This is a genomic window from Thioclava atlantica (assembly GCF_000737065.1).
GTDB lineage: Bacteria > Pseudomonadota > Alphaproteobacteria > Rhodobacterales > Rhodobacteraceae > Thioclava > Thioclava atlantica.
In genome coordinates this window covers 105,166-128,152 of the sequence record NZ_AQRC01000009.1, presented here as the reverse complement: position 1 = coordinate 128,152, position 22,987 = coordinate 105,166, and the positions used below count along the sequence as shown (strand labels likewise).

At 67.1% G+C, this 22,987-nt stretch carries 29 protein-coding genes; 17 read left to right on the top strand and 12 right to left on the bottom strand.

Annotated features, from left to right (window positions below):
* Positions 1–264: 264 nt before the first annotated feature.
* From DW2_RS12265 to DW2_RS12235, 8 genes are read left to right on the top strand one after another with little or no spacing between them, the layout of a single operon-like run.
* Positions 265–1,710 (top strand): DUF2927 domain-containing protein, encoded by a 1,446-nt coding sequence (locus DW2_RS12265; protein WP_081874971.1) that lies wholly within the window; start codon positions 265–267, stop codon positions 1,708–1,710.
* A 37-nt stretch (positions 1,711–1,747) separates the two neighbouring features.
* Entirely contained in the window at positions 1,748–1,915 is a 168-nt protein-coding gene (locus tag DW2_RS20070; RefSeq protein ID WP_202900113.1) for a hypothetical protein, read from the top strand.
* A 16-nt stretch (positions 1,916–1,931) separates the two neighbouring features.
* Complete coding sequence (locus DW2_RS12260) at positions 1,932–3,113, top strand: vWA domain-containing protein (RefSeq protein WP_038146962.1); 1,182 nt, start codon at positions 1,932–1,934, stop codon at positions 3,111–3,113.
* Complete coding sequence (locus DW2_RS19100; RefSeq protein ID WP_051855979.1) at positions 3,110–3,484, top strand: hypothetical protein; 375 nt, start codon at positions 3,110–3,112, stop codon at positions 3,482–3,484. The genes DW2_RS12260 and DW2_RS19100 overlap by 4 nt, the downstream gene beginning before the upstream one ends.
* A complete protein-coding gene (locus DW2_RS12250; protein WP_051855976.1) occupies positions 3,481–4,086 on the top strand; it encodes a DedA family protein in 606 nt (201 codons plus the stop codon). The genes DW2_RS19100 and DW2_RS12250 overlap by 4 nt, the downstream gene beginning before the upstream one ends.
* 31 nt (positions 4,087–4,117) lie before the next feature.
* Positions 4,118–4,810: a M48 family metallopeptidase gene (locus DW2_RS12245; protein ID WP_038146961.1), complete on the top strand. Its 693-nt coding sequence runs from the start codon at positions 4,118–4,120 to the stop codon at positions 4,808–4,810.
* A 57-nt stretch (positions 4,811–4,867) separates the two neighbouring features.
* Entirely contained in the window at positions 4,868–6,136 is a 1,269-nt protein-coding gene (locus DW2_RS12240; protein WP_038146959.1) for a hypothetical protein, read from the top strand.
* On the top strand, positions 6,133–7,497 hold the full coding sequence (locus DW2_RS12235; RefSeq protein WP_038146956.1) for a cytochrome P450: 1,365 nt from the start codon (positions 6,133–6,135) through the stop codon (positions 7,495–7,497). Before DW2_RS12240 ends, DW2_RS12235 begins: the two co-directional genes overlap by 4 nt.
* Before the next feature lie 60 nt (positions 7,498–7,557).
* Here DW2_RS12235 and DW2_RS12230 read toward each other — a convergent pair whose 3' ends face one another.
* Entirely contained in the window at positions 7,558–8,232 is a 675-nt protein-coding gene (locus DW2_RS12230) for a nucleoside/nucleotide kinase family protein (protein WP_238321323.1), read from the bottom strand.
* The gene (locus DW2_RS12225) at positions 8,232–8,849 is read right to left on the bottom strand and encodes a thiamine phosphate synthase (protein ID WP_038146954.1); all 618 of its coding nucleotides are present in this window, start codon (positions 8,847–8,849) and stop codon (positions 8,232–8,234) included. The genes DW2_RS12230 and DW2_RS12225 overlap by 1 nt, the downstream gene beginning before the upstream one ends.
* Positions 8,850–8,950: 101 nt before the next feature.
* Here DW2_RS12225 and DW2_RS12220 point away from each other — a divergent pair, with 101 nt between their 5' ends.
* From DW2_RS12220 to DW2_RS12195, 6 genes are all read left to right on the top strand, one after another.
* Positions 8,951–9,697 (top strand): RNA methyltransferase, encoded by a 747-nt coding sequence (locus tag DW2_RS12220; RefSeq protein ID WP_038146951.1) that lies wholly within the window; start codon positions 8,951–8,953, stop codon positions 9,695–9,697.
* Positions 9,698–9,745: 48 nt separating this feature from the next.
* The gene (locus DW2_RS12215; RefSeq protein ID WP_156102960.1) at positions 9,746–10,447 is read left to right on the top strand and encodes a hypothetical protein; all 702 of its coding nucleotides are present in this window, start codon (positions 9,746–9,748) and stop codon (positions 10,445–10,447) included.
* A gap of 52 nt (positions 10,448–10,499) precedes the next feature.
* Positions 10,500–11,549, top strand: coding sequence for an alanine racemase (gene alr, locus DW2_RS12210; RefSeq protein ID WP_038146949.1), 1,050 nt, complete (start codon positions 10,500–10,502; stop codon positions 11,547–11,549).
* Positions 11,546–12,337, top strand: coding sequence for an MlaE family ABC transporter permease (locus DW2_RS12205; protein ID WP_420340840.1), 792 nt, complete (start codon positions 11,546–11,548; stop codon positions 12,335–12,337). The genes alr and DW2_RS12205 overlap by 4 nt, the downstream gene beginning before the upstream one ends.
* Positions 12,334–13,080 carry an ABC transporter ATP-binding protein gene (locus DW2_RS12200; protein WP_038146947.1) on the top strand — a complete coding sequence of 249 codons (747 nt, stop codon included), beginning with the start codon at positions 12,334–12,336 and terminating at the stop codon, positions 13,078–13,080. Before DW2_RS12205 ends, DW2_RS12200 begins: the two co-directional genes overlap by 4 nt.
* 179 nt (positions 13,081–13,259) lie before the next feature.
* Complete coding sequence (locus DW2_RS12195) at positions 13,260–13,700, top strand: paraquat-inducible protein A (RefSeq protein ID WP_156102959.1); 441 nt, start codon at positions 13,260–13,262, stop codon at positions 13,698–13,700.
* A 19-nt stretch (positions 13,701–13,719) separates the two neighbouring features.
* Here DW2_RS12195 and DW2_RS12190 read toward each other — a convergent pair whose 3' ends face one another.
* Positions 13,720–13,947, bottom strand: a complete 228-nt coding sequence (locus DW2_RS12190; protein ID WP_038146945.1) for a DUF1150 family protein — start codon at positions 13,945–13,947, stop codon at positions 13,720–13,722.
* An 18-nt stretch (positions 13,948–13,965) separates the two neighbouring features.
* Positions 13,966–14,376 (bottom strand): Hsp20 family protein, encoded by a 411-nt coding sequence (locus tag DW2_RS12185; protein ID WP_038146944.1) that lies wholly within the window; start codon positions 14,374–14,376, stop codon positions 13,966–13,968.
* 229 nt (positions 14,377–14,605) lie between these two features.
* On the opposite strand from DW2_RS12185, the gene DW2_RS12180 reads away from it, so the two are divergent.
* The 3 genes from DW2_RS12180 (at position 14,606) to DW2_RS12170 (ending at position 16,455) form a co-directional block, all read left to right on the top strand.
* The gene (locus DW2_RS12180; RefSeq protein ID WP_038146942.1) at positions 14,606–14,824 is read left to right on the top strand and encodes a YdcH family protein; all 219 of its coding nucleotides are present in this window, start codon (positions 14,606–14,608) and stop codon (positions 14,822–14,824) included.
* Between the two features lie 88 nt (positions 14,825–14,912).
* Positions 14,913–15,398 carry a 5-(carboxyamino)imidazole ribonucleotide mutase gene (purE, locus tag DW2_RS12175; protein ID WP_038146939.1) on the top strand — a complete coding sequence of 162 codons (486 nt, stop codon included), beginning with the start codon at positions 14,913–14,915 and terminating at the stop codon, positions 15,396–15,398.
* Positions 15,391–16,455 carry a 5-(carboxyamino)imidazole ribonucleotide synthase gene (locus DW2_RS12170; protein ID WP_038146937.1) on the top strand — a complete coding sequence of 355 codons (1,065 nt, stop codon included), beginning with the start codon at positions 15,391–15,393 and terminating at the stop codon, positions 16,453–16,455. Before purE ends, DW2_RS12170 begins: the two co-directional genes overlap by 8 nt.
* A gap of 32 nt (positions 16,456–16,487) precedes the next feature.
* Here the strand turns inward: DW2_RS12170 and DW2_RS12165 are convergent, their stop codons facing one another.
* The 8 genes from DW2_RS12165 to rpsA form a co-directional block, all read right to left on the bottom strand.
* Positions 16,488–17,042, bottom strand: coding sequence for a helix-turn-helix transcriptional regulator (locus tag DW2_RS12165; protein ID WP_238321322.1), 555 nt, complete (start codon positions 17,040–17,042; stop codon positions 16,488–16,490).
* A 27-nt stretch (positions 17,043–17,069) separates the two neighbouring features.
* Positions 17,070–17,540 (bottom strand): hypothetical protein, encoded by a 471-nt coding sequence (locus tag DW2_RS19095; protein WP_051855972.1) that lies wholly within the window; start codon positions 17,538–17,540, stop codon positions 17,070–17,072.
* 72 nt (positions 17,541–17,612) lie between these two features.
* Positions 17,613–18,095 carry a PepSY domain-containing protein gene (locus DW2_RS12155; RefSeq protein ID WP_038146935.1) on the bottom strand — a complete coding sequence of 161 codons (483 nt, stop codon included), beginning with the start codon at positions 18,093–18,095 and terminating at the stop codon, positions 17,613–17,615.
* 148 nt (positions 18,096–18,243) lie between these two features.
* On the bottom strand, positions 18,244–19,476 hold the full coding sequence (gene trpB, locus DW2_RS12150) for a tryptophan synthase subunit beta (RefSeq protein ID WP_038146933.1): 1,233 nt from the start codon (positions 19,474–19,476) through the stop codon (positions 18,244–18,246).
* A 140-nt stretch (positions 19,477–19,616) separates the two neighbouring features.
* The gene (locus tag DW2_RS12145; protein WP_051855969.1) at positions 19,617–20,288 is read right to left on the bottom strand and encodes a phosphoribosylanthranilate isomerase; all 672 of its coding nucleotides are present in this window, start codon (positions 20,286–20,288) and stop codon (positions 19,617–19,619) included.
* 1 nt (position 20,289) lies between these two features.
* A complete protein-coding gene (locus tag DW2_RS12140) occupies positions 20,290–20,646 on the bottom strand; it encodes a lipopolysaccharide assembly protein LapA domain-containing protein (RefSeq protein WP_038146932.1) in 357 nt (118 codons plus the stop codon).
* Between the two features lie 6 nt (positions 20,647–20,652).
* Complete coding sequence (ihfB, locus tag DW2_RS12135) at positions 20,653–20,940, bottom strand: integration host factor subunit beta (protein ID WP_038146931.1); 288 nt, start codon at positions 20,938–20,940, stop codon at positions 20,653–20,655.
* Positions 20,941–21,228: 288 nt separating this feature from the next.
* Entirely contained in the window at positions 21,229–22,908 is a 1,680-nt protein-coding gene (gene rpsA / locus DW2_RS12130; protein ID WP_038146929.1) for a 30S ribosomal protein S1, read from the bottom strand.
* Positions 22,909–22,987 lie beyond the last annotated feature (79 nt).

Below are 22,987 nucleotides of genomic sequence, written 5' to 3'. Positions count from 1 at the left end.
GCGATCCACCCGCCTGCCGCAGGGTTGGTTTTCCCTTTCTCGACAATCTCCGACCTGCCATCGCTTCTGCGCTGATTTTTGTTTCCGTTATCTCAACAATCCTATTCCAGGCAGAGAATCCGACACGAAAACCCCTCGGCACAGCGGCAACAGCCGGAGAAATCCGGCCAGGTCGGAAAATTCGCGATTGCCGGAAACCCGAGGCCCGGACCAAGCTGCTTGAGGGATGCCCGGGGCACCGGGCGGGAGGAGAACGAGCAGCGCATGTGCCTTTCACAGTCACGGCCCGAGGCGACCGATCCAACGGTGGCAACGCCCGCCTCGCCTGCGCGCCGTTATCTTCACGCTCTCGGCGCGGGGCTGGTCGCATTGGCGCTCGCGGGCTGCCTGCCCGCCCCGCCGCAGGCGGATGCCTCGCGCGCCGCGTCGAGCACGCTCGCCCTGCCGCCGGCGACGCTTGCGCCTTCCCCGCACATCTCGCCCGCCGCCCTCCCCGACAATGGCCGCCTCGGGCGCGATTTCCTCGAACTGAGCTTCTATCTCGAGACCGGCCGACCCCTGGCGCAGTTCACCCGCTTCGAGGGCCCGGTCTCGATCGCGCTCGCAGGCCCCGCCCCGCCCGTCGCCCGGCGCGAGCTCGACCGGCTCGTCGCACGGTTGCGCGAAGAGGCGGGGCTCCCCGTCTCGGCCCGGCCGGGGGCGGCGAACACGATCACGGTGCAATTCGTCCCGAAAGCGGTGATGCGCCGTTCCGTGCCCAATGTCGCCTGTTTCGTGGTGCCCGACACGCGCGACTGGGTCGATTACAAAAGCGCGCGCGGCACGGGACGGACCGACTGGTCGCGGCTCACGCAGCGCCGCCACGCGACCGTCTTCATCCCCGACCCCGCCACGCCGCAGGAAATCCGCGACTGCCTGCACGAGGAGATCAGCCAGGCGCTCGGGCCGGTCAACGATCTCTACCGCCTGCCCGATACGGTCTGGAACGACGATAATTTCCACACCGTCCTGACCCGCTTCGACATGACGATCCTGCGGGCCTATTACGATCCGGCGCTGCGCTCGGGCATGAGCCGCGAGGAGGTCGCCGCGCGCCTGCCCGAGATCCTCGCGCGGGTCAATCCGGGCGGCGGGCTGCGCGCGCCGCTTCCCGAGGACCCGACACCGCAAGCCTATGTCCGCGCGATCACCACCGCGCTCGGCTCGGGCGCAAGCGATGCCCGTCGCCGCGCCGCCGCGCGCACCGCCACCGAGATCGCGACCCGCTGGGGCTGGACCGACAGCCGCGCCGGCTTCGCCTGGTTCGCGCTCGGGCGGCTCGTCATGAAGACAGATCCCGACGCCGCGATCGCGGCCTATCGCAATGCGGGCGCGATCTATCGCGCGCTCCCCGGTGCCGCGATCCAGTCCGCCCATATCGACATGCAGCTCGCAGCCTTTGCGCTCGGCACCGGGCGTCCGCGCGACGCGATCGAGCTCGTGAACCGGGCGCTTGTGCTCGCGCAGGCGGGCGAGAACGCCTCTCTCATGGCCACGCTCTACATGATCCGCGCCGAGGCCTATGGACGGCTCGGAGATCCCGACCAGGCGCAGCGGGCCCGTCTCGACATGCAGCAATGGGCGCGCTATGGCTTTGGATCGGACGCGGCGGTCAAGCGCCGCACAAGCGAGGTGGCCGCGCTGGCCGTTGCAGGCGCGCGGGCGAACTAGCCGGGGCGTCCCGGCAGCAGGACCGGGAGGGGCGCGGATGTATGTTCTTGCAGGGATCGTGATCGGGATCATCTGGGGCGACCGGCGCGCCCGCAAGCGCGGCGGCAACACGCTCGACCGGGTCCAATACGCGGCCGTTCATGCGATCGGGCTGGCGCTGGTGGGGCTGTTCATCACCCTCGCGATCAACCGCATCTGGGCCTGAGGGAGGCCGGGGCGCGATGTTCCTGCCCTTCTATCAAAGCCTCAAACGCGGTGGAGTGCCCGTTTCCCTGCGCGAATACCTGAGCTTTCTCGAAGGGCTCGCGGCGGGGCTGTGCACCTACGATATCGACGGGTTCTACTATTTCGCCCGCGCCGCGATGGTGAAGGACGAGCGTTTCCTCGACCGGTTCGACCGCGCGTTTTCCGAGGCCTTTTCGGGGCTCGAGGCGATCACCCCCGAGGATGTGCTCGAGGCGGTCGATCTGCCCGAGGACTGGCTGCGCCGCGAGCTCGAGAAGCACCTCAGCGAGGAGGAGAAAGCCCGGATCGAGGCGCTTGGCGGTTTCGAGGCGCTGATGGAGACGCTGAAAAAGCGGCTCGAGGACCAGAAAGGCCGCCATCAGGGGGGCAGCAAATGGATCGGCACGGGCGGAACCTCGCCCTTCGGCGCCTATGGCTACAATCCCGAAGGCGTGCGCATCGGCCAGAGCGAAAGCCGCCACCAGCGCGCGGCGAAGGTCTGGGACAAGCGCGAGTTCCGCGATTTCGACGACACGGTCGAACTGGGCACGCGCAACATCAAGGTGGCGCTCAAACGCCTGCGCCAATGGGCGCGCCACGGCGCGCATGAAGAGCTCGACCTGCCCGGCACGATCCGCGCCAGCGCCGAGGCCGGCTATATCGACGTCAAGACCCGCCCCGAGCGGCACAACGCGGTGAAGGTGGTGCTTTTCCTCGATGTGGGCGGCTCGATGGATGCCCATGTGAAACTGGTCGAGGAACTGTTCTCGGCCGCGAAATCCGAGTTCAAGCATCTCGAACACTGGTATTTCCACAACTGCCTCTATGAAGGCGTGTGGAAATCGAACCAGCGGCGCTGGAACGAGGCCACGCCGACCTGGGACGTGCTGCATCGCTACGGGCCCGATTACAAATGCATCTTCGTGGGCGACGCCTCGATGTCGCCTTACGAGATCACCCATCGCGGCGGCGCGAACGAGCACTGGAACGACGAGGCGGGCCATGTCTGGCTGACCCGCGCGCGTGAGCAATGGCCCGATCACACCTGGCTCAACCCGATCCCCGAACGGCACTGGCCCTATACCCAGTCGATCCAGATCATCCGCGAGATCTTCGAGGACCGGATGCACCCGTTGACGCTCGAGGGGATCACCGCGGCGATGAAGGAGCTCGGATGAGCAAGCTGCGCTATCTCTGGGCCCATCACCGGGTCGCGGCGATCGGCTTCGCGCTGGCACTGCTGCTGGCGCTCTTCTTCACCGGCCGGCTGATGAACCGCGCGGTCTACTGGTCGGATCCCGCCCATCGCGACCAGATGCCCGAGGCCTGGATGACGCCGCGCTATCTCGCGCGCAGCTGGGATCTTCCGGTCGAGACCGTAACCGCGCTCCTCGCGCCCCCCGACGCGCGCGATCTCGTCACCGAGGGGCGCCCGACGCTCGAGCGGATCGCGAAGGCCAAGGGCCGCCCGGTCGCGGATTTGATCGCCGATCTCGCGGCCGCCCTGCCCGCCGCGCGCCAGGCGACGCCAGCCGGTGACGGGCAATGAGCTTTTCCGATCTCACCGACTGGCTGATGCTGCAGATCCCGTTCTACGGGCCGTGGCTGCTGGGGGTGACCACCTTCCTCAGTTGCCTCGCCATACCCGTGCCCTCCTCGCTGATGATGATCACCAGCGGCGCCTTCGTGGCCTCGGGGGATCTGTCGCTGGTGACCGTGGCGGGCGCGGCCTATGGCGGCGCGGTTCTGGGCGACCAGATCGGCTTCTCGCTCGGACGCCGGGCCGAGCGGTTCCTGCCCGCCCCCGGCACGAGACGCGGCGCCCTGGTCGCCCGGGCGATGGCGGCGCTGCGCAAGCGCGGGGCGCTCACCGTGTTCTTCTCGCGCTGGATGTTCTCGGCGCTCGGTCCCTGGGTGAACTTCGCGGCCGGCGCCTCGGGTTACCGGCGGCACCATTTCACCCTCGCCGATCTGGCCGGAGAAGCGGTCTGGGTCACGGCCTATGTCGGCCTCGGGATCGTCTTCGGCGCCAATCTCGACGCCGCCGCCGATCTCGCGGGCAACGCGCTCGGGCTGATGGGTGCGGGCGCGGCGGCGCTCGCGTTCGGCTGGTGGCTCTGGCACGCGGCGAAGGCGGCGCCGAAAGCTTGATCACGCCCGCGCGAGCCGCCATATCCATCCCATGATCCGTTTTCTCCCTTTCGTGCTCCTGCTGCTCTACGGGCTTGTCATGTGGCATTTCTCGTCCTGGCAGCTCAAACGCCAGTTCGACGGCAATTCGCGTCGGTTGCGCGACACCCGGCTCGAGCCGCTTCTCGACCGGCTCGCCGCAGCGCTCGAGGTTCCCGAAGTCCCGGTCCATGTCTACCAGATCGCACCGGTGAACGGGCTCGCCGCGCCCGATGGCCGCGTCTTCATCACCGAGGGGTTCATGGAGAAGTACCGCGCCGGCGAGGTCAGCCCCGAGGAACTGACCTCGGTGATCGCGCACGAGCTTGGCCATGTCGCGCTCGGCCATTCGCGCCGCCGGATGATCGACTTCTCCGGCCAGAACGCCCTGCGCGCGGTGCTGATGACGGTGCTCGGCCGCTTCATCCCGTTTCTCGGCGCCTGGATCGCCAACCTGATCACCACCGCGCTCGCCGCCCGGCTCAGCCAGCGCGACGAGTTCGAGGCGGACGAATTCGCCTCGGCCCTGCTGATCAAGGCCGGGATCGGCACCGCGCCCCAGGTTTCGCTCTTTCGCAAGCTCGACGCGCTCACCAGGAATGCGGGCCAGGGCGTCCCGGCCTGGCTGCTCACCCATCCCAAGACGCCGAAACGGATCGCCGCGATCGAGGCGAATGCGACGCGCTGGTCACGCGCAGAGCGCTGAATCTCCTTACTTTTGCCCCGCGCGCAGTCTAGTGTGCCCGCAACGGAGAGGCAGCGGATGCGCGACGACGGATCAGGGCAGGTGCGCAAACGCCGGGTGTTCTACATCCCCGGCTACGATCCCGTTCACCCCCGCCGCTACCGCGAAATCTACCGCAAGGAGGGCGCGGATCAGGCCGCGATCTCCGGCTATGACATCGCGCTCGAACCCAGGCGCGCGGGCAGCCGCTATGGCTGGCATGTCCGTTCCGCGCAGGAGGGCGCCCGGGTCGAGGCCGATATCGAGGTGCTGGTCTGGTCCGATATCGTGCGCGCCTCGATGGGGGTGTCGATCCCCGCGACCTATGCCCAGCTGATCGGCACGGCTGCGCGCTATATCGTCTCGGGCGCGCTCTTCCGGCTGATGCGGCTGAGGAAAGGCCCGGTCGTCGCGGCACTCTATCCGATCCTCGCGCTGATCGTGCAGGCGCTGATCGGGGTCGCGATCGGGGCCCTCGGCGCCGCCCTCCTGCTGGTTGCCCTGCCCGAATTCGCCTTCGACCGTCTCGTCGCGCTCATCCTCGCGGCCACCCTGCTCACGCTCAGCTTACGCTGGTTTCGCCGCCATGACCGCAAATACCTCGCCTATTACCTGATGCATGACTACGCCTTCACCGCCCGCTGGGGCGGCGCGAACCCGCCCGAGCTCGAGGCGCGCATGGCCGAATTCGGCGACCGGATCGCGCAGGCGATGGAGGAGGACTGGGACGAGGTGCTCGTCATCGGCCACAGCTCGGGCGCCCATCTCGCGATCTCGATCCTCGCCGATCTCCTCCGCGCCGGCCGAACCCCCTCTTCCTCTTGGCAAAAATATCCTCGGGGGTCCGGGGGCAGACAGCCCCCGGCACTGTCCTTCCTCTCGCTCGGCCATGTCGTCCCGATGGTGAGCTTCCTGCCCCGCGCGACGCGTCTGCGCGCCGATCTCGCCTATCTCTCGACGCGGCCCGAACTGTTCTGGCTCGACGTCACCGCGCCCGGCGATGGCTGCGCCTTCGCGCTATGCGATCCGGTCGCGGTCAGTGGTGTCGCGCCCGAGGGCCAGATCCATCCGCTGATCGTCTCGGCCGCCTTCACCCAGACGCTGAGCCCCGCGCGCTGGAAGGAACTGCGCTGGCGCTTCTTCCGGCTCCATTTCCAGTATCTGTGCGCCTTCGACCGGGTCGGCGATTACGATTATTTCCGCATCACCGCCGGTCCGCTGACGCTCGCGCAGCGCTTCGCAGGCCGCCCGCCCTCGAAAAGCCGCATCACCACCCCCGTCAACCGCTTCACCTCGACCGCCGCATGAGCCAGCCCCCCAGACCCACGCCCCGGCCCGACCGCGTCTCGCTCTGGCGCTATTTCCGGCTGTTTCGCGCCGATATCCTCTCGGCCCAGCCGGGGCGGCTCTACCGGGCCTGGATGGCCGAGTTCCGCACGCCCTTCTTCCATTCCTTCCTGTGCAACGATCCCGAACTGGTCGATCTGGTCCTGAACCGCCGCCCGCTCGATTTCCCGAAATCCGACCGCATCCGCGAAGGGCTCAAACCGCTTCTGCGCGAAAGCGTCTTCGTGACAAACGGCCCTCAATGGCAGCGTCAGCGCCGCATCATCGACCCCGCCTTCGAGGGCGGACGGCTGCGCGAGACCTTCCCCGCGATGTGGGCGGCAGGGCGCGCCTGCGTCGAGCGGCTGCGGATGAAGATCGCCGCCGATCCGATCGAGATCGAAGGGGAAACCTCGCATGCGGCGGCCGACATCATCTTCCGGACCCTGTTTTCGCTCCCGATCGAGGACCGGGCGGCCTCGGAGGTCTTCGCCGCCTTCAAGGCCCATCAGCGCACCGCGCCGGTGGTCAATCTCGGTGCGCTCCTGCCGCTGCCGCGCTGGTTTCCGCGCTTCCGTGCCCGCGAGACCCGCGCGAGCGCACGCCGCATCCGGGCGCTGATCGAGCAGTTGACCGAGGCCCGCGCCCGCGAGATCGCCGCCGGCACCGCGCCCGACGATCTCGCGACCAAGATCATGACCTTCCCCGATCCCGAAACCGGCGCCTGTTTCGCGACCGGGGAAATGGTCGATCAGGTCGCGGTCTTCTTCCTCGCGGGGCATGAAACCTCCGCCTCGGCGCTCGCCTGGTCGCTCTATCTTCTGGCCACACATCCCGACTGGCAGGCGCGCGTCGCGGCCGAGGCGCAGGAGGTCCTGAACACGGAAACCCCCGATTTTTCAACGCTCAACCGATTGAAGCTCAGTCGCGCAGTCTTCCGCGAAGCGATGCGCCTCTATCCGCCCGTGCCGATGTTCGTGCGTGAGGCGCGTGGCAAGGAGAATTTCCGGAGCCGCGAGGTTGCGCCCGGCGCTCAGGTGGTGATCAGCCCCTGGCACCTGCACCGCCACGAGCGGCTCTGGGACGACCCACACGGCTTCGACCCGGCCCGCTGGGAGAGCGAGAACGGCAAGGCCTGCCAGCGCCGCGCCTATATCCCCTTCTCGACCGGCCCGCGCGCCTGCCCCGGTGCGGGTTTCGCGATGGCCGAGGGGCCGCTACTGCTGGCGATGCTGACCCGCGCCTTCCGTTTCGAGGCGGTCGAGGGGCGCGAGCCGGTGCCGGTCGCCCATCTCACCGTGCGCGGGCGCGACGGGATCTGGTTGCGGGTGAGCGAACGCTGACGGGGCGCGGTCCCGGCGTGAGGGACGCGCGCTTCAGGAATTCTGGCCTGGAGGACGCGATCAGTCGCGGATCACCAGATCGGCGGCGCGGCTTTCGCGGCCGATCACGCGGCCATTGGGCAGATCGTTTTCCTCGACCCGGCGGCGGATCTCGGCAAGGTCGAGCCCCTGCTCGCGCCAGCGCCCGTTGAGCCGTGCGCGCAACTCCTCCTCGGGCACGTCGATCCGAACCGAGAGGTCGAAGAGCGGGTAGAGCTCGCGCCAGCCCGGACGGGTGAGCAGCAGGTAATTGCCCTCCACGATCAGATAGCGCGCTTGGCCCGGAACGGTGACGGCGCCCGGCACGACCGCATCCGCGTCGCGGTCGAACCCCGGGACAGGCATGTCCTCGCGGGTCGATTTCAGCGCGGCGAGAAGGTCATGAAACCCTTGCGTATCAAAGGTTTCCGGCGCGCCCTTCACATGGCGCAGCCCCTGCGCGTCGAGCCAGTCATTGTCGCGGTGAAACCCGTCCATCGCGACGATCGCCGCTTCGGCGCCGAGCCCGGCCGCCAGTTCGCGCGCGAGATGCGACTTGCCCGAACCGGGCGCGCCCACCAGCGCGATCACCACCCGCTCGCCCTCGATCTGGCGAACATGGGATGCGAGATCCGCACGCGGAACCTGCAATTCGGGATGCATGAACGCGCCGTGGTCGCCCATCGGGCCGTCGCTATCGCCGAGCCAGTCCGTCATCAGCCCATCGCCTTGACATAGCGCCCCAGAGCGGCGGCCGGATCGTCCTCGCGCCAGATCTCCTCGCCAAGCGCGAACCAGTCGGTGACGGGGGCGAAATCGGCGATCAGCGCCTCGGTCAGTGCGCCCTCGGCCACCACCGGCACCTCGATCACCTCCGACCACCACTCGAACAGATCGCGCTCGGCGCGCGGGCCGGTCCCCAGGGAGGTCTCGCCCACCGGGCCGAAGCAGACATAGTCGGCCCCCGCCTCGCCCGAGCTCATCCCGTCATGGCGCGAGGCACCGCAGAAGCTTCCGACGATCGCCTCCTGCCCCAGCTCCTTGCGCGCGGCGCGGATCTGGCGCGGGCCGTCGGTGAAATGCACCCCGTCGAGCCCGTGCCGCTCGACGAGACCCAGATGCGTCTCGATCACGAGGGCGACGTCGCGGGCATGGGCCACTTCGCGCAGCGCATCCGCCGCGCGGCCGATCTCGAACTCGTCGCGGCTTGCGAGCGCGAGACGGATGCAGGCCACCTCATGCGCATCGAGCACCCCCGCGAGACGGGGCGCGAATTCCTCCGCATCGAAGGCGGGCGGCGTGATGAGATAGATCTGCGGGCGATCCTCGGCCATGAGCGGGCTCCTTTGCTTTCTCGCCGCGTCTTAGCGCAAGGCGCGCGCCCTTGCCAGAGGGACGAGGCCCGACTAAAGGCGGGGATCGAAAAGGAGCGCCCATGACCGACCTTCCCGATCCCGCCCAACCCGCCTTCATCCTCGTACGTCCGCAGATGGGCGAGAATATCGGGGCGGCGGCGCGCGCGATGCTCAATTTCGGCCTGCGCCGGATGCGGCTCGTCGATCCGCGCGACGGCTGGCCCAATCCGAAGGCGGTGGCGATGGCCTCGGGGGCGGCGGGCCAGGTGCTCGATTTCGCGGGCGTCTACGAGGACGTGGCGGGCGCCGTGGCCGATTGCGATTTCACCTTTGCCACGACCGCGCGCGGGCGCGAATTGCCCAAACCGATCTACACCCCCGAAGCCGCGATGGTCGAGGCACGCCAGCGCATCCTCGAGGGCCAGAAGGTCGGCATCCTCTTCGGCCCCGAGCGCACGGGGCTGGAAAACGACGACATCACCCGCGCCAATGCGATCATCACCGTGCCGGTGAACCCGGAATTCTTCTCGCTCAACCTTGCGCAGGCGGTGCTGCTGACCGCTTATGAATATTCGCGCCACACGCTCGAGGCGACGCCGCGCGATCCCGGGCTTGCGGGCCATGACCCGGCCTCCGCCATCGAGGTCGAGAAGCTGGGCGATCACTTCGAGGAGCGGCTCGAGGAGGCCGGGTTCTTCCACCCGCCCGAGAAGGCGCCGATGATGAAACGCAACCTGCGCAACATGTGGAGCCGCTTCGGAATGACCCGCTCGGAGGTCCAGACGCTGCACGGCGCGCTGCGGCAAATTCTGCGCAAACGCGACTAAACGCTTCCCCAAATCGCCATTCTGTCCCATCTTGCCGCAATGTTGCGTGTGTTATGGATCTTTTTTCTGGCGATTTCGGCGGGCTCGGTCCTCGGCCTTGCGGCCCTGCTCTGGTTCTACCCGGTCCTGGGCGCGGGGGTGTGCCCACGCTGTTTCGGGCTCCAGCGCGCAGCGCCCGGTCTCTATGTCGAACCGGGCATGACGGGCTCGGCGCGCCGTCACGTCCTCGTCTCGATGGATACCGCGCGCGATCGCATCGTCGACTTCTATTCCGAGCGGCGCGCCCATGTCCGGATCGTCGCCTGCCACTCGGAGCGCTGTGATCGCAGGTTCGGCGGGCGCGGCGCCGCGGCGGTGACCTATTCGCTGGGGCCCTTCGCGGTGGTGCGGGTCTCCCCGCGCGGCCTCGACGCGACGGTCCTCGCCCATGAGATCGCCCATACCGAGGCCCATGCGCGGCTGGGCTTCGTGGGCCATGTCACACGCAAGATGCCCGCCTGGTTCGACGAGGGGCTCTCGGTGGTCGTGTCCGACGATCCGCGCTATCTCGCGCCCGGCACCGGCTCCGAGCGCTGCAAGGTGACGCCCGCCGCGGACCTGCCCGCCTCGCCCTTCGACTGGGCCCCGCGCGCGGCGCGCGATCCCAGCCTTTATGCGCAGGCGGCCTGCGCGGTGCTGCTCTGGGCCGAGGCGCAGGGCGAGGCGGGGGCGGTCCACACCCGGCTCGCGGCCGGAGCACGCTTTCCCTGAGCCCCCACGCGATTGCACTTGACCTCCGCGCGCGCGCGCAGAAAAAGGAGCCATGGCACAGGCATCTCTGAATATCGACCTCGACGCGGTGGTCGCGAACTGGCTCGCACTCGACGCGCGTTCGGGCGAGGCCACGCGCACCGCCGCCGTGGTCAAGGCCGACAGCTACGGGCTCGGCGCCGAGCGGGTCGCGCCCGCGCTTTACCGCGCCGGAGCGCGCGATTTCTTCGTCGCGCTGGCCGAGGAAGGCGCACGGCTGCGCCCGCATCTGGGCGAGGAGGCGCGGATCTTCGTGCTGGGCGGCCATATGGCGGGCGATGCCGCGCTGATCCGCGACGCGGGCCTTATTCCGATGCTGAACTCCCCCGAACAGGTGGCGCGCCATCTCGAGGCGCTCCCCGATGCGACATGCGGCGTGCAGCTCGATACCGGGATGAACCGGCTCGGGATGGAGGCGGAGGACTGGGAGGCGGCGGCGCCGATGCTGCGCGACAAGGGGCTCGCGCTGGTGATGAGCCACCTCGCCTGCGCCGACGAGCCCGAACACGAGATGAACCCCCGCCAGCTTGCCGAGTTTCACCGCATGACCGACGGCATCGGCGTGCCGCGCTCGCTCGCGGCGACGGGCGGCATCCTGCTGGGCCCCGATTACCATTTCGACCTGACCCGCCCCGGCATCGGCCTCTATGGCGGACGCCCCTTCGACGCGGCGCTCGGCGTGGCGCGCCTGTCGCTGCCGGTGATCCAGACCCGCGTGGTCCAGCCCGGTGAGACGGTGGGCTATGGCAATACCTGGGAGGCCGAGCGGGTCACGACGATCGCGACGCTCGCCGCGGGCTATGCCGACGGGATCCACCGGGTGCTGTCGAACGTCACCGATCTCTATGCGGGCGACATCCCCTGCCCGCTGCGGGGTCGCGTCTCGATGGATCTGCTGACGGTCGACGTGACCGATCTCGGCGAGGTGCCCGACACGCTCGATCTGATCGGTCCCTATCAGGGCGTGGATGCGCTGGCCGATCTGGCCGGCACGATCGGCTACGAGATCCTGACCGCGCTCGGGCCGCGCTATGCGCGCCGCTACTCGGAGCAGAAGACGTGAGCGCCGGGGCGATCACCGCCCCGCTCGCCCTGCTCGGCCGGGCCACGCTCGGTCTTCTGGCCGCCACGGGCCGGCGCGCGCTGTTTGCGGGCGAGACCATCGGCCACCTGCTGCGCCCGCCCTTCTATGCGCGTGAATTCTGGCTCGCCTGTCTCAATATCGGCTGGCTCTCGCTACCCGTCGTGGGGATGACCGCGCTCTTCACCGGGGCGGCGCTCGCGCTGCAGATCTTCGCGGGCAGCACGCGTTTCTCGGCCGAACAGGTGGTGCCCTCGATCACCGCGATCGGGATGGTGCGCGAGCTCGGCCCCGTTCTGGGCGGGTTGATGGTCGCCGCGCGGGTGGCCTCCTCCATCGCCGCCGAGATCGGCACGATGAAGGTGACCGAGCAGATCGACGCCCTCACCACCCTCTCGACCCATCCGATGAAATATCTCACCGTCCCGCGCGTGCTGGCCGCGACGCTCTGCGTGCCGGTCCTCGTGGGCGTGGGCGATGTCATCGGGATCATGGGCGGCTGGATGGTCGGCACGACCCGTCTCGGGTTCAACTCCGCGACCTATCTCAAGAATACCTGGGATTTTCTCGAATTCTGGGATGTCGGCTCGGGCCTCGTGAAAGGCGCCGCCTTCGGCTTCATCGTCGCGATCATGGGCTGCTATCACGGCATGCATTCGGGCCGCGGCGCGCAGGGCGTGGGCGGGGCCACGAAATCCGCGGTGGTCGCCGCTTCGGTGGCGATCCTCGCCGCGAACTACCTGCTCACGGAGGCGTTCTTCTCGGCATGATCGACCTCAGGGCCCTGACCAAGAGCTTCGGCTCCAACCATGTGCTGCGCGGGGTCGACCTCGTGGTGCCGACGGGGCAGTCCACAGTCATCATCGGCGGGTCCGGCACCGGCAAATCGGTCTTGCTGAAATGCATCCTCGGGCTCGTCGAGCCCGATGGCGGCACGATCACGCTCGACGGGCAGGACGTGCGCGAGGGCGACCGCGACGCCTTCCTCGCCCGGTTCGGGATGCTGTTTCAGGGCGGCGCGCTCTTCGACAGCCTCTCGGTGTGGCAAAACGTGGCGTTCCGGCTGCTGCGCGGCTCGCTGCAACGCCCCAAGGACGAAGCCCGCGAGGTCGCCATCGAGAAGCTGCGCCGGGTCGGGCTTTCGCCCGATGTCGCCGATCTCTACCCGGCCGAGCTTTCGGGCGGGATGCAGAAACGCGTGGGGCTCGCCCGCGCCATCGCCGCCGAGCCCGAGATCATCTTCTTCGACGAACCCACGACCGGGCTCGACCCGATCATGGCCGGCGTCATCAACGAGCTGATCCGCGAGATCGTCACCGAGATGGGCGCAACCGCGATGACGATCACCCATGACATGACCTCGGTGCGCGCGATCGCCGACCGGGTGGCGATGCTCCATGCGGGCAAGATCCGCTGGGAAGGTCCGATCGCCGAAATGGACGAAACGTCAGACCCTTACGTCCAGCAATTCATCCACGGCCGCGCCGAGGGGCCGATCGAGACGCTGCGCTGAACCGGCTCACCTGCTGCATGAATACCGCGCCTTAATCATCTGAATTATATATGTTTTGTTATTTCTTTATCGCAACACGAACGCCGCTCCCTCGCCTCGCCGCGTGACTTTCCGGGGAATTGGCTCTAGGGCTTTGAAATCCCGCGCCGCTGGCGCCAGACAGGGAACATGCGCCGGACATGCTGCTCAAACTTGCCAATCTGGCGCTCCTGATACTCTTTCCGATCGCCTGGACCGCGCCGCTTCTGCGCGCGGGTCTCCTGCCGTTTTTCGACCTCGACGCGATCTCGGTGCTCAGCGGCTTGCAGACATTGTGGGAAAAGGACGTGGCGCTCGCCCTCGTCGTCACCTTCCTCGCGCTCTTCGCCCCTTATCTGAAAGTGATCGGGCTCGCGCTGGTGCAGTTCGGCCTCGCCTCCGAGCGGCTCAAGCCCGCGCTGAGACTGCTGGGCAAGCTCGCGATGGCGGATATCTTCCTCATCGCGCTCTATATCGTGGTGGCGAAAGGCGTGGGCGTGGGGCGGATCGAGACCGCCTGGGGCCTCTATCTCTTCACCGGATGCGTGATCGCCTCTTTCGCGATCTCGCTGGCGGAGGGACGGAAGGCGCCGCAGCGCTGAGCGCGGCGCCTTCGCGAAATCAGTGCACCGAGACCGGCGCCAGATCGTTCTGGCGCGCCAGTGCGAAGGCCAGCTTGCGATCCTTCACCAAAGCGAGGCGCTCGCCGCTCGAATCGTGGACGGCATAGAGATGATCGAGGCCGCCCAGTTCCGCCTGCAGCTCCTCGGGGAGATCCTGCACCGCAACAGAACGGACATAGACGATCCGCTCGAGGCCCTCTTCGCCGAAATCGAATTTCGTATTCATGCGCGTTTCCTCCTTACCTCATTTCCGCTCGATCGGGATGGTCTGGACGACCGTCTCGGGCTGCGCCCGGCTGAGATCCACATGCAACAGCCCGTTCTCGATCGTGGCGCCCGCCACCTCGACGCCCTCGGCCAGCACGAAGCTGCGCTGGAAGGCGCGCGCGGCGATCCCGCGATGGAGGTAGAGCCGCTCGCCCTCCTCTTCGGATTGGCGCCCGCGGATCACCAGCGCCCGGTCCTCGAGCGTGATCGCGAGGTCTTCCTCGCGAAAACCGGCCACGGCCAGCGTGATGCGGAACGCATCCTCGCCACGTTGTTCGATATTGTAAGGCGGATAGGCGTCAGATCCCTTCGCGGTCCGCTCCACCAGCCTCTCAAGCTGATCGAAGCCCAGAAGATAGGGATGTGCGCCAAAGCTCAGTTTCGTCATCAGGCAAGCCCTTGTTCAAGCGACATTGCGAATGCGGATCCCGGTCAGCGGCAATCCGTCTAGGTGGAATATGGGCAGGGCGCGGGGCATCGGCAAGAGGCGCGCACGCGCCGAGGCGAAGGATTTTTTCTCCTAAGTGTCTCACAAACTGCTATATTGTACCTTCCGCCCGACCGCCCTGAACGAGTCGGGCGCTTGTACTTTGTCGCGTCAGAACCGGAAGCCGGATATGAATGCCCATATCGAGATGAACCCCGAAGAGGTGCTCCGCATGAAGCTCGAGGTGCTCAAGCGCGAGCACCGCGACCTCGACGAAGCGATCCACGCGCTGAGCAGCGCGGGCCATTCCGACCAACTGCGCCTCGTGCGGCTGAAGAAGCAGAAACTACAGCTCAAGGACGAGATCGCGCGGATCGAGGACCAGCTCACCCCCGACATCATCGCCTGATCGCGCCCGACAGGCACGGCTTGCCGCAGGGCTTGCCGCCACGGCACAGATTTCTATAGTGCGCGCTCCATCTGCGAGAGGGGATTGCATGGGCGTGAAAGTGGGAATCATCATGGGCAGCCAGTCGGACTGGTCCACGATGAAAGAAGCGGCGAACATTCTCGACGAACTCGGCGTGGCCTATGAGACGAAGATCGTCTCGGCCCATCGCACACCCGACCGGCTCTGGGATTACGGCAAGACCGCCGCGGAGCGTGGGCTGCATGTGATCATCGCAGGCGCCGGTGGTGCCGCCCATCTGCCGGGGATGATGGCCTCGAAGACCCGCGTGCCGGTGATCGGCGTGCCGGTGCAGACCCGTGCGCTCTCGGGCGTGGACAGCCTCTATTCCATCGTGCAGATGCCCAAGGGCTTCCCCGTCGCCACCATGGCGATCGGCGCCGCGGGAGCCGCCAATGCGGGTCTGATGGCCGCCGGCATCCTCGCGATCTCCGACCCTTCGCTGGCCGAACGCCTCGATGCCTGGCGCGCGGCGCTCTCGGCCTCGATCCCCGAGGAGCCCAGCGATGAGTGACGTTCTGCCCCAGGGATCGGTGATCGGCATTCTCGGCGGCGGCCAGCTCGGCCGGATGCTCTCGGTCGCGGCCTCGCGGCTCGGCTACAAGACCCATATCTACGAGCCGGGCGCCAACCCGCCCGCCGCCGATGTCGCCCATGCGGTGACGACCGCGCCTTACGAGGACGCGGCCGCCTTGCGCGCCTTTGCCGGGGCCGTCGATGTCATCACCTACGAATTCGAGAACATCCCCACCTCGGCGCTCGATCTTCTCGAGAGCCTCAAGCCGATCCGCCCCAACCGCCGCGCCCTCGCCGCGAGCCAGGACCGGCTGGTGGAGAAGGCCTTCCTCAACGATCTGGGGCTCGCGACCGCGCCCTTCGCGGCGGTCGACGATCTCGAGGATCTGCGCGAGGCGCTCGCCGAGATCGGCACCCCCGCGATCCTCAAGACCCGCCGCTTCGGCTATGACGGCAAGGGTCAGGTGCTGATCGAGAGCACCGATCAAGCCGAAGCCGCGCTGGCCGAGCTGAACGGCGCGCCCGCGATCCTCGAAGGCTTCGTCGATTTCTTCAAGGAGATCTCGGTGATCGGCGCGCGCGGGCTCGACGGCTCGATTTCCTGCTACGATCCCGGCCAGAACAAGCACGAGGGCGGCATCCTGCGCACCACCACCGTGCCCGCCGCGATCACCGACATGCAGCGCACCGACGCGGTGCTGCTGGCGGCCAAGATCCTCACCAAACTCGATTATGTCGGCGTGATGGGGGTGGAGCTCTTCGTCACCCGCGACCAGCTGATCGTCAACGAGATCGCCCCGCGCGTCCACAATACCGGGCACTGGACCCAGGCGGGTTGCACGGTGGACCAGTTCGAGCAGCATATCCGCGCAATCACCGGCTGGACGCTCGGAGACGGTGCACGCTATGCCGATGTCGAGATGACCAACCTGATCGGCGAGGATGTCGAGCGCGTGCCGCAGCTTGCCCGTGAATCTCGGAACCAGATCCATCTCTACGGCAAGGCCGAGGTCAAGCCGGGCCGCAAGATGGGCCATGTGAACCACGTCTTCTGAAGCCGGCGGGGCCGCGGCCCTGCGGCTTGGCGTCACTGCGCCGCCTTCACCCCGGCATCGTCGGGTTTGGAGGCGGTTTTCGCCGCGGGCAGGAAGCGGTCATCGATCAGGTCGTCGACGAAGACCGACAGAAGCGCGCCCCGCCCGTTCACCCCCGCCTTGCGGTAGATCGCGGCGCTCTGCGCCTTCACGGTGCCTTCCGAGGTGTCGCGCAGGCTCGCGATCTCGGCGATCGAAAGCCCCTTGATGGCGAACAGCGCGACCTCGCGCTCGGCCGCGGTAAGCCCCCATTGGGCGAAGCGTTCCTCGATCAGGTCGTGGAAGGCCGAGGTCGCCCGGCGCAGCCGCGCCTTCGTCCGCGCGCCCTCATGCAGGGCGTTGGCCAGCGCGATCGCGCCCAGAACAAGCCCCAGCAAAAGACCGAGCGCCGCGCCGATCTCGAGGATCTCGCGGCTGCGCCAGCTGATCGGCGCCACATAGAGGCCGAAGACGGATAGCAGGATATCGGAGATGAAGAACAGCGCGCAGACCGCCTGAAACAGGAAGATCGCCCCGACGAAGATCGCGCGCCGCATCCGCGTGGTCATCGGCGCCTCCCGGGGCGATGCGACGGCTCAATCATGCTCACCGTCGCTGCCGTCATCGCTGCTGTCGCTGCCCGAATCCGAGTCGTGATCCGAGCTGTCATCCGACCCACTGTCCGAGCTGTCATCGGAGCTGTCGTGGGCCCCGTCATCCGAGCCGTCATCTCCGCCCGAGGCGTTCGACAACCCCGAACCGCCCGAACCGCCCGAGCCTCTGCCCGTCCCGCCGCCCGGCCCGTTCAGGATCGGTGTGTGGCCCGAGCGCGAGAGATCGCGCAGCACCTCGCCGGTGCGCGGGTCGATCACGATCTCACGCGACACCGCGCCGCGCGCTGCGGTGATCCGGACCCGGCCCAGAAGCGTGCGGTTCACGTCGATATCGCCATAGCCGAAGGATTTGAGCTGGCGCACCACGGCCTCGGCCGCGGTCTCGGCTTGCGCCGCCCCTGCCCCGAGCGCCATCAGCGCCGAGGTCACGATCAGAAACCTGCGCCTGTTCATGCAGGGTCCTCCGATACTCTTGCGCCCCCGTTATGCCCGGCGCGACAGGCGCCGGGCAAGGGGGCAGATGCGTCAGTCGTCGCTGCCGCTGTCGTCATGGCCGGAATCGCTGCTGTCATCCGAGCTGTCATGCGAATCGTGATCGTCCGAGCTGTCGTGATCGGGGCCGTCATCGCTCGACATGCCGTGATCGTCGCCATGGTCGTCGGAACTGTCATCGCCCATGTGGTCGTGATCGTCCGAGCTGTCATCGGTGAAATCCTCGGAGCCGTTCTTCATCTCGACGCCCTGCGGAATGCTCTCGCCCGAACGGACGCGGTGCATTTCCTGCTTCTGGATCTTGCCCGTGGAGCGGTCATAGACCACCTCGATCTTCGTGCCGTCGGGATTGTATCCCTCGGCCTTGACCTGGCCGGGGCCGACGGTGACCTCGATCCCGGTAAAGCCATTCGCCTGCAGATTGTCGACGATGCCCTGGGTCGACACCTCGGCGGCGGCGAAATGGGTGCCCGCCGCGAGGACGGCCAGGATCGCAAGAGGGGTTTTCATGTTCATGTCTCGATCTCCTCCGTGACTGGAACGCCGCAGAAACGCGGCCGGTGGAGCGAGATTGGCGCCCCGCGCCGCCACCGTCCATTTGCCCGAGGGTTATATCGGGCCCCGCAATCCCCGGTTGATCGCCATAAACCTGAGTTTATGCGCCTCACGTCGCGATATCGACGCCCAGATGCTTCGCCACCGTGAAGATGTCCTTGTCGCCTCGGCCGCACATGTTCATCACGATGATATGCTCGCGCGGCAGCTCCGGCGCGATCTTCATCACATGCGCCAGCGCATGGGAGGGCTCGAGCGCCGGGATGATCCCCTCGAGCCGGCACGAGACCTTGAACGCCTCGAGCGCCTCCTTGTCGGTGATCGAGACATATTCGGCGCGCCCGATATCGTGCAGCCAGGAATGCTCGGGCCCGATGCCGGGATAGTCGAGCCCGGCCGAGATCGAATGCCCTTCGAGAATCTGCCCGTCATCGTCCTGCAGCAGATAGGTCCGGTTGCCATGCAGCACGCCCGGACGCCCGCCGGTGAGCGAGGCGCAGTGCTCCATCTTCTCGTCGACGCCGTGGCCGCCCGCCTCGACCCCGATGATCCGCACGGAAGGGTCGTCGAGGAAGGGATAGAACAGCCCCATCGCGTTCGACCCGCCGCCGATCGCGGCGATCACCGTATCGGGAAGACGCCCCTCGCCTTCCTGCTCGGCGAGTTGCCAGCGCACTTCCTTGCCGATCACCGACTGGAAATCGCGCACCATCGCCGGATAGGGGTGCGGGCCCGCGACCGTACCGATGCAATAGAAGGTGTCGCGCACATTGGTGACCCAGTCACGCAGCGCATCGTTCATCGCGTCCTTGAGCGTGCCGCGGCCCGATTTCACCGGCACCACCTCGGCGCCCAGAAGCCGCATCCGGAACACGTTGGGCGCCTGCCGCTCGACATCGGTCGCGCCCATGTAGACCACGCATTTCAGCCCGAACTTGGCGCAGACCGTGGCCGTCGCCACCCCGTGCTGCCCGGCGCCGGTTTCGGCGATGATCCGGGTCTTGCCCATGCGCCGCGCCAGCAGGATCTGCCCCAGCACGTTGTTGATCTTGTGCGCGCCGGTATGGTTGAGCTCGTCGCGCTTGAGATAGATCTTCGCGCCGCCCAGCTCCTCGGTCAGCCGGGGCGCGAAATAGAGCGGCGAGGGCCGGCCGACATAATGGGTCCACAGATCGTCCATCTGGGCCCAGAAACTCGCATCGGTCTTGGCCTTCTCGTATTCCTTCTCGAGCGCGAGGATCAGCGGCATCAGCGTCTCCGAGACGAAACGCCCGCCGAAAATGCCGAAACGCCCGTTCTCGTCGGGTCCGGTCATGAAGGAGTTGATCAGATCGTCGGCCATGGCTCACCTCGCGCGATTGTCTCGAAAAGGGGTGTATCGCCAAAGCGCGACGAGATAAATCCCCCGCCCCCTTCATCTAGACGAAAATACCCCGGGGTGAATGGCCGACGGTCAGAGGGGCAGCGCCCCTCGCCCCCGGTTCAGGCCTGCGCGGCCGCCAGAAAGGCGCGGATCCTGCCCGCATCCTTCTGCCCCGGCGCGCTTTCCACGCCCGAGGAGACATCGACCTGCCGCGCGCCGGTCAGCTCGATCGCCGCGCCCACATTCTCCGGCGTCAGCCCGCCCGCGAGCATCCAGGGCTTGTCCCATTCGCGGCCCGCGATCAGCCGCCAGTCGAAGGCCAGCCCGTTGCCGCCCGGCAGCTCGGCCCCCTTCGGGGGTTTGGCATCGACGAGGATCTGGTCGGCCACCGCCTCGTATTCGGCGATCTTCGGCAGGTCCGCGGCCTCGGCCACGCCCACCGCCTTCATCACCGGCAGCCCGAAGCGGTCGCGGATCTCGGCCACGCGCGCGGGGGTTTCGGTGCCGTGAAGCTGCAACATGTCGAGCGGAACCGCATCGCAGATCGCGGCCAGGTCTGCATCCGTCGCATTCACCGTCAGAGCCACCTTGGCGACGCCCGGCGGCACCTCGAGCGCGAGTTCGCGCGCCGCGGCGATCTCGAGATGGCGCGGCGATTTCGGGAAGAAGACGAAGCCGAGATAGCGGGCGCCCGCCGCGACCGCGGCCGCCACATCCTCGGGCGTGCGCAGGCCGCAGATCTTCACGCGCACCGGACCCGATGCGCCCCTGTCGATCGCGACGGTCGGCATCTCAGCGCCCGGGCCGATCGAGGAGCGCGAGCACCTCGTCCTCGGGCCCGTCCTTGTCCTTGCGCAGGGTCTTCACCTCGGCTTCGAGCTTGCTGGCCTTGCGGCTCGCGCGCGCGCCCTCGCGGCGCAGACGCGCCTCCCGCAGCCATTCCCAGACGAAGCCGATCAGGAGCCCGATCAGCGCGCCTGCCAGAATCACGAGGAAAAGCGGCACCGGAATCGCCCAGTCCACGCCGAGGAACTGCCCCAGTTCGGGCGGCAGCAGGCGCAGCGTGACGATCTGCCGGTTGGCAAGCGCCAGAACGATCAGGATCACGGCCAGAAGGCCAAGAAACAGCAGCCGAAGCATGCGGATCATGGGGTCTTATTCCTCTTTCCCGTTCAGCCGGTCGCGCAGCAGCTTGCCGGTCTTGAAGAAGGGAACGTGTTTCTCATCGACATCGACGGCCTCGCCGGTGCGCGGGTTGCGCCCGGTGCGCGCGTCGCGTTTCTTCACCGAGAAGGCGCCAAAGCCGCGGAGCTCGACGCGGTCGCCGTTGGCCAAGGCTTCGGTGATCTCCTCGAAGATCGTGTTGACGATCTTCTCCACGTCCCGCTGGAACAGGTGCGGGTTCTCTTCGGCAATCTTCGCGATCAACTCAGAGCGGATCATGTCAGGTTCCCCCCACGGGCTTTTTCCGGGTGTAACCCCCCGGATTCTCACGCGCGAATGGGCACGACTATAGGAGCATTCCTGCGAACGCGGAACAGCAAAGGATTGGAAAAACCGCATTTTTTGGCCGCGCGGCGCGGCACCGGCCGAAATTTGCCTCTTCGCATCTGCAGAAAACCGCCGCTGTTCGGCGGCCCGCAGCCCCGCGGCTTCGCATCGCGCGAATCGAAATGAAAAGGCCCCGCCATACGGCGGGGCCTTCCGTCGGGGCCGTGAGGCCCGCGTCTCTTACTGGTCGCCGCGCAGGGCCGCGCCGAGAATGTCGCCTAGGCTCGCACCCGAGTCCGACGAACCGTACTGTTCCACGGCCTCTTTCTCTTCGGCGATCTCGCGTGCCTTGATCGACACGCCGAGCTTGCGGGTCTTGCTGTCCACGTTGGTGACGCGCACATCGACCTTGTCGCCGACCTGGAAGCGCTCGGGGCGCTGGTCGGCACGGTCGCGGGCCAGATCCGAGCGGCGGATGAACGACTTCATGCCGTTATATTCCACCTCGATCCCGCCATCCTCGATCGCGGTCACTTCGACGGTGACGATCGAGCCGCGCTTCACGCCGTCAACGGCATCCGAGAAGGTGTCGGCGTCGAGCGCCTTGATCGAGAGCGAGATACGCTCTTTCTCGATATCCACCTCGGTGACCGCGGCCTTGACCACGTCGCCCTTGCGGTAGTTCTGGATCGCATCTTCGCCACGCTGGTCCCAGCTCAGGTCGCTGAGGTGCACCATGCCGTCGATATCGTTCTCGAGACCGATGAACAGACCGAATTCGGTGATGTTCTTGACTTCGCCCTCGATGACGGTGCCGACCGGGTGGGTCTCGGCGAAGACTTCCCACGGGTTGCGCATGGTCTGCTTGAGGCCAAGCGAGACGCGGCGCTTCGCGGTGTCGATCTCGAGCACCATGACTTCGACTTCCTGGCTGGTCGAGACGATCTTGCCGGGATGGACGTTCTTCTTGGTCCAGCTCATTTCCGAGACGTGCACGAGGCCCTCGACGCCCGGCTCCAGCTCGACGAACGCACCGTAATCGGTGATGTTGGTCACGCGGCCGGTATGAACCGAATTCAGCGGGAACTTGGCTTCGACCGAATCCCACGGATCCGACTGCAGCTGCTTCATGCCGAGCGAGATGCGGTGGGTTTCCTTGTTGATCTTGACGACCTGGACCTTCACGGTCTCGCCGATCGACAGGATCTCCGAGGGATGGTTCACGCGGCGCCACGCCATGTCGGTGACGTGCAGCAGGCCGTCGACACCGCCCAGATCCACGAAGGCACCGTATTCGGTGATGTTCTTGACCACACCGTCCACGACCTGACCTTCGGAGAGGTTCGCGATGACCTCGGCGCGCTGTTCGGCACGGCTTTCCTCGAGGATCGCACGGCGCGAGACAACGATGTTGCCGCGGCGACGGTCCATCTTGAGGATCTGGAAGGGCTGCTTGAGACCCATGAGCGGGCCGGCATCGCGCACGGGGCGCACGTCGACCTGCGAGCCCGGAAGGAACGCAACCGCACCCCCGAGATCGACGGTGAAGCCACCCTTGACGCGACCGAAGATGGCGCCTTCGACGCGCTCTTCCTTGGCGTAGGCTGCCTCGAGACGATCCCATGCCTCTTCACGGCGGGCTTTCTCACGCGAGATCACGGCTTCGCCGCGGGCGTTTTCCACGCGGTCGAGATACACCTCGACCTCGTCGCCGATCTCGATCTGCGGAGCCTCGCCGGGATTGGCGAATTCTTTCAGCTCGACGCGGCCTTCCATCTTGTAGCCGACATCGATGATGGCCTGGCCCGCCTCGACGGCGATGACCTTGCCTTTGACGACCGAACCCTCTTGGGGGGTGTCGATCTCGAGGCTTTCATTCAGAAGCGCCTCGAATTCTTCCATGCTTGCATTTTGCGACATGCGTTTACGAGTTCCTTTTCATATTCAGTTTTCTGGCCATGCGGTTGGCTCCGCCGGTCTTTCGTTGAACTGTCCGAAT

Bases quoted from the DNA above. Each gene is read 5' to 3' on its own strand.
- DW2_RS12265 (WP_081874971.1), top strand. From the start codon at position 265: ATGTGCCTTTCACAGTCACGGCCCGAGGCGACCGATCCAACGGTGGCA.
- DW2_RS20070 (WP_202900113.1), top strand. From the start codon at position 1,748: ATGTATGTTCTTGCAGGGATCGTGATCGGGATCATCTGGGGCGACCGG.
- DW2_RS12260 (WP_038146962.1), top strand. From the start codon at position 1,932: ATGTTCCTGCCCTTCTATCAAAGCCTCAAACGCGGTGGAGTGCCCGTT.
- DW2_RS19100 (WP_051855979.1), top strand. From the start codon at position 3,110: ATGAGCAAGCTGCGCTATCTCTGGGCCCATCACCGGGTCGCGGCGATC.
- DW2_RS12250 (WP_051855976.1), top strand. From the start codon at position 3,481: ATGAGCTTTTCCGATCTCACCGACTGGCTGATGCTGCAGATCCCGTTC.
- DW2_RS12245 (WP_038146961.1), top strand. From the start codon at position 4,118: ATGATCCGTTTTCTCCCTTTCGTGCTCCTGCTGCTCTACGGGCTTGTC.
- DW2_RS12240 (WP_038146959.1), top strand. From the start codon at position 4,868: ATGCGCGACGACGGATCAGGGCAGGTGCGCAAACGCCGGGTGTTCTAC.
- DW2_RS12235 (WP_038146956.1), top strand. From the start codon at position 6,133: ATGAGCCAGCCCCCCAGACCCACGCCCCGGCCCGACCGCGTCTCGCTC.
- DW2_RS12230 (WP_238321323.1), bottom strand. From the start codon at position 8,232: ATGACGGACTGGCTCGGCGATAGCGACGGCCCGATGGGCGACCACGGC.
- DW2_RS12225 (WP_038146954.1), bottom strand. From the start codon at position 8,849: ATGGCCGAGGATCGCCCGCAGATCTATCTCATCACGCCGCCCGCCTTC.
- DW2_RS12220 (WP_038146951.1), top strand. From the start codon at position 8,951: ATGACCGACCTTCCCGATCCCGCCCAACCCGCCTTCATCCTCGTACGT.
- alr (WP_038146949.1), top strand. From the start codon at position 10,500: ATGGCACAGGCATCTCTGAATATCGACCTCGACGCGGTGGTCGCGAAC.
- DW2_RS12200 (WP_038146947.1), top strand. From the start codon at position 12,334: ATGATCGACCTCAGGGCCCTGACCAAGAGCTTCGGCTCCAACCATGTG.
- DW2_RS12195 (WP_156102959.1), top strand. From the start codon at position 13,260: ATGCTGCTCAAACTTGCCAATCTGGCGCTCCTGATACTCTTTCCGATC.
- DW2_RS12190 (WP_038146945.1), bottom strand. From the start codon at position 13,947: ATGAATACGAAATTCGATTTCGGCGAAGAGGGCCTCGAGCGGATCGTC.
- DW2_RS12185 (WP_038146944.1), bottom strand. From the start codon at position 14,376: ATGACGAAACTGAGCTTTGGCGCACATCCCTATCTTCTGGGCTTCGAT.
- DW2_RS12180 (WP_038146942.1), top strand. From the start codon at position 14,606: ATGAATGCCCATATCGAGATGAACCCCGAAGAGGTGCTCCGCATGAAG.
- purE (WP_038146939.1), top strand. From the start codon at position 14,913: ATGGGCGTGAAAGTGGGAATCATCATGGGCAGCCAGTCGGACTGGTCC.
- DW2_RS12170 (WP_038146937.1), top strand. From the start codon at position 15,391: ATGAGTGACGTTCTGCCCCAGGGATCGGTGATCGGCATTCTCGGCGGC.
- DW2_RS12165 (WP_238321322.1), bottom strand. From the start codon at position 17,042: ATGACCACGCGGATGCGGCGCGCGATCTTCGTCGGGGCGATCTTCCTG.
- DW2_RS19095 (WP_051855972.1), bottom strand. From the start codon at position 17,540: ATGAACAGGCGCAGGTTTCTGATCGTGACCTCGGCGCTGATGGCGCTC.
- DW2_RS12155 (WP_038146935.1), bottom strand. From the start codon at position 18,095: ATGAACATGAAAACCCCTCTTGCGATCCTGGCCGTCCTCGCGGCGGGC.
- trpB (WP_038146933.1), bottom strand. From the start codon at position 19,476: ATGGCCGACGATCTGATCAACTCCTTCATGACCGGACCCGACGAGAAC.
- DW2_RS12145 (WP_051855969.1), bottom strand. From the start codon at position 20,288: ATGCCGACCGTCGCGATCGACAGGGGCGCATCGGGTCCGGTGCGCGTG.
- DW2_RS12140 (WP_038146932.1), bottom strand. From the start codon at position 20,646: ATGATCCGCATGCTTCGGCTGCTGTTTCTTGGCCTTCTGGCCGTGATC.
- ihfB (WP_038146931.1), bottom strand. From the start codon at position 20,940: ATGATCCGCTCTGAGTTGATCGCGAAGATTGCCGAAGAGAACCCGCAC.
- rpsA (WP_038146929.1), bottom strand. From the start codon at position 22,908: ATGTCGCAAAATGCAAGCATGGAAGAATTCGAGGCGCTTCTGAATGAA.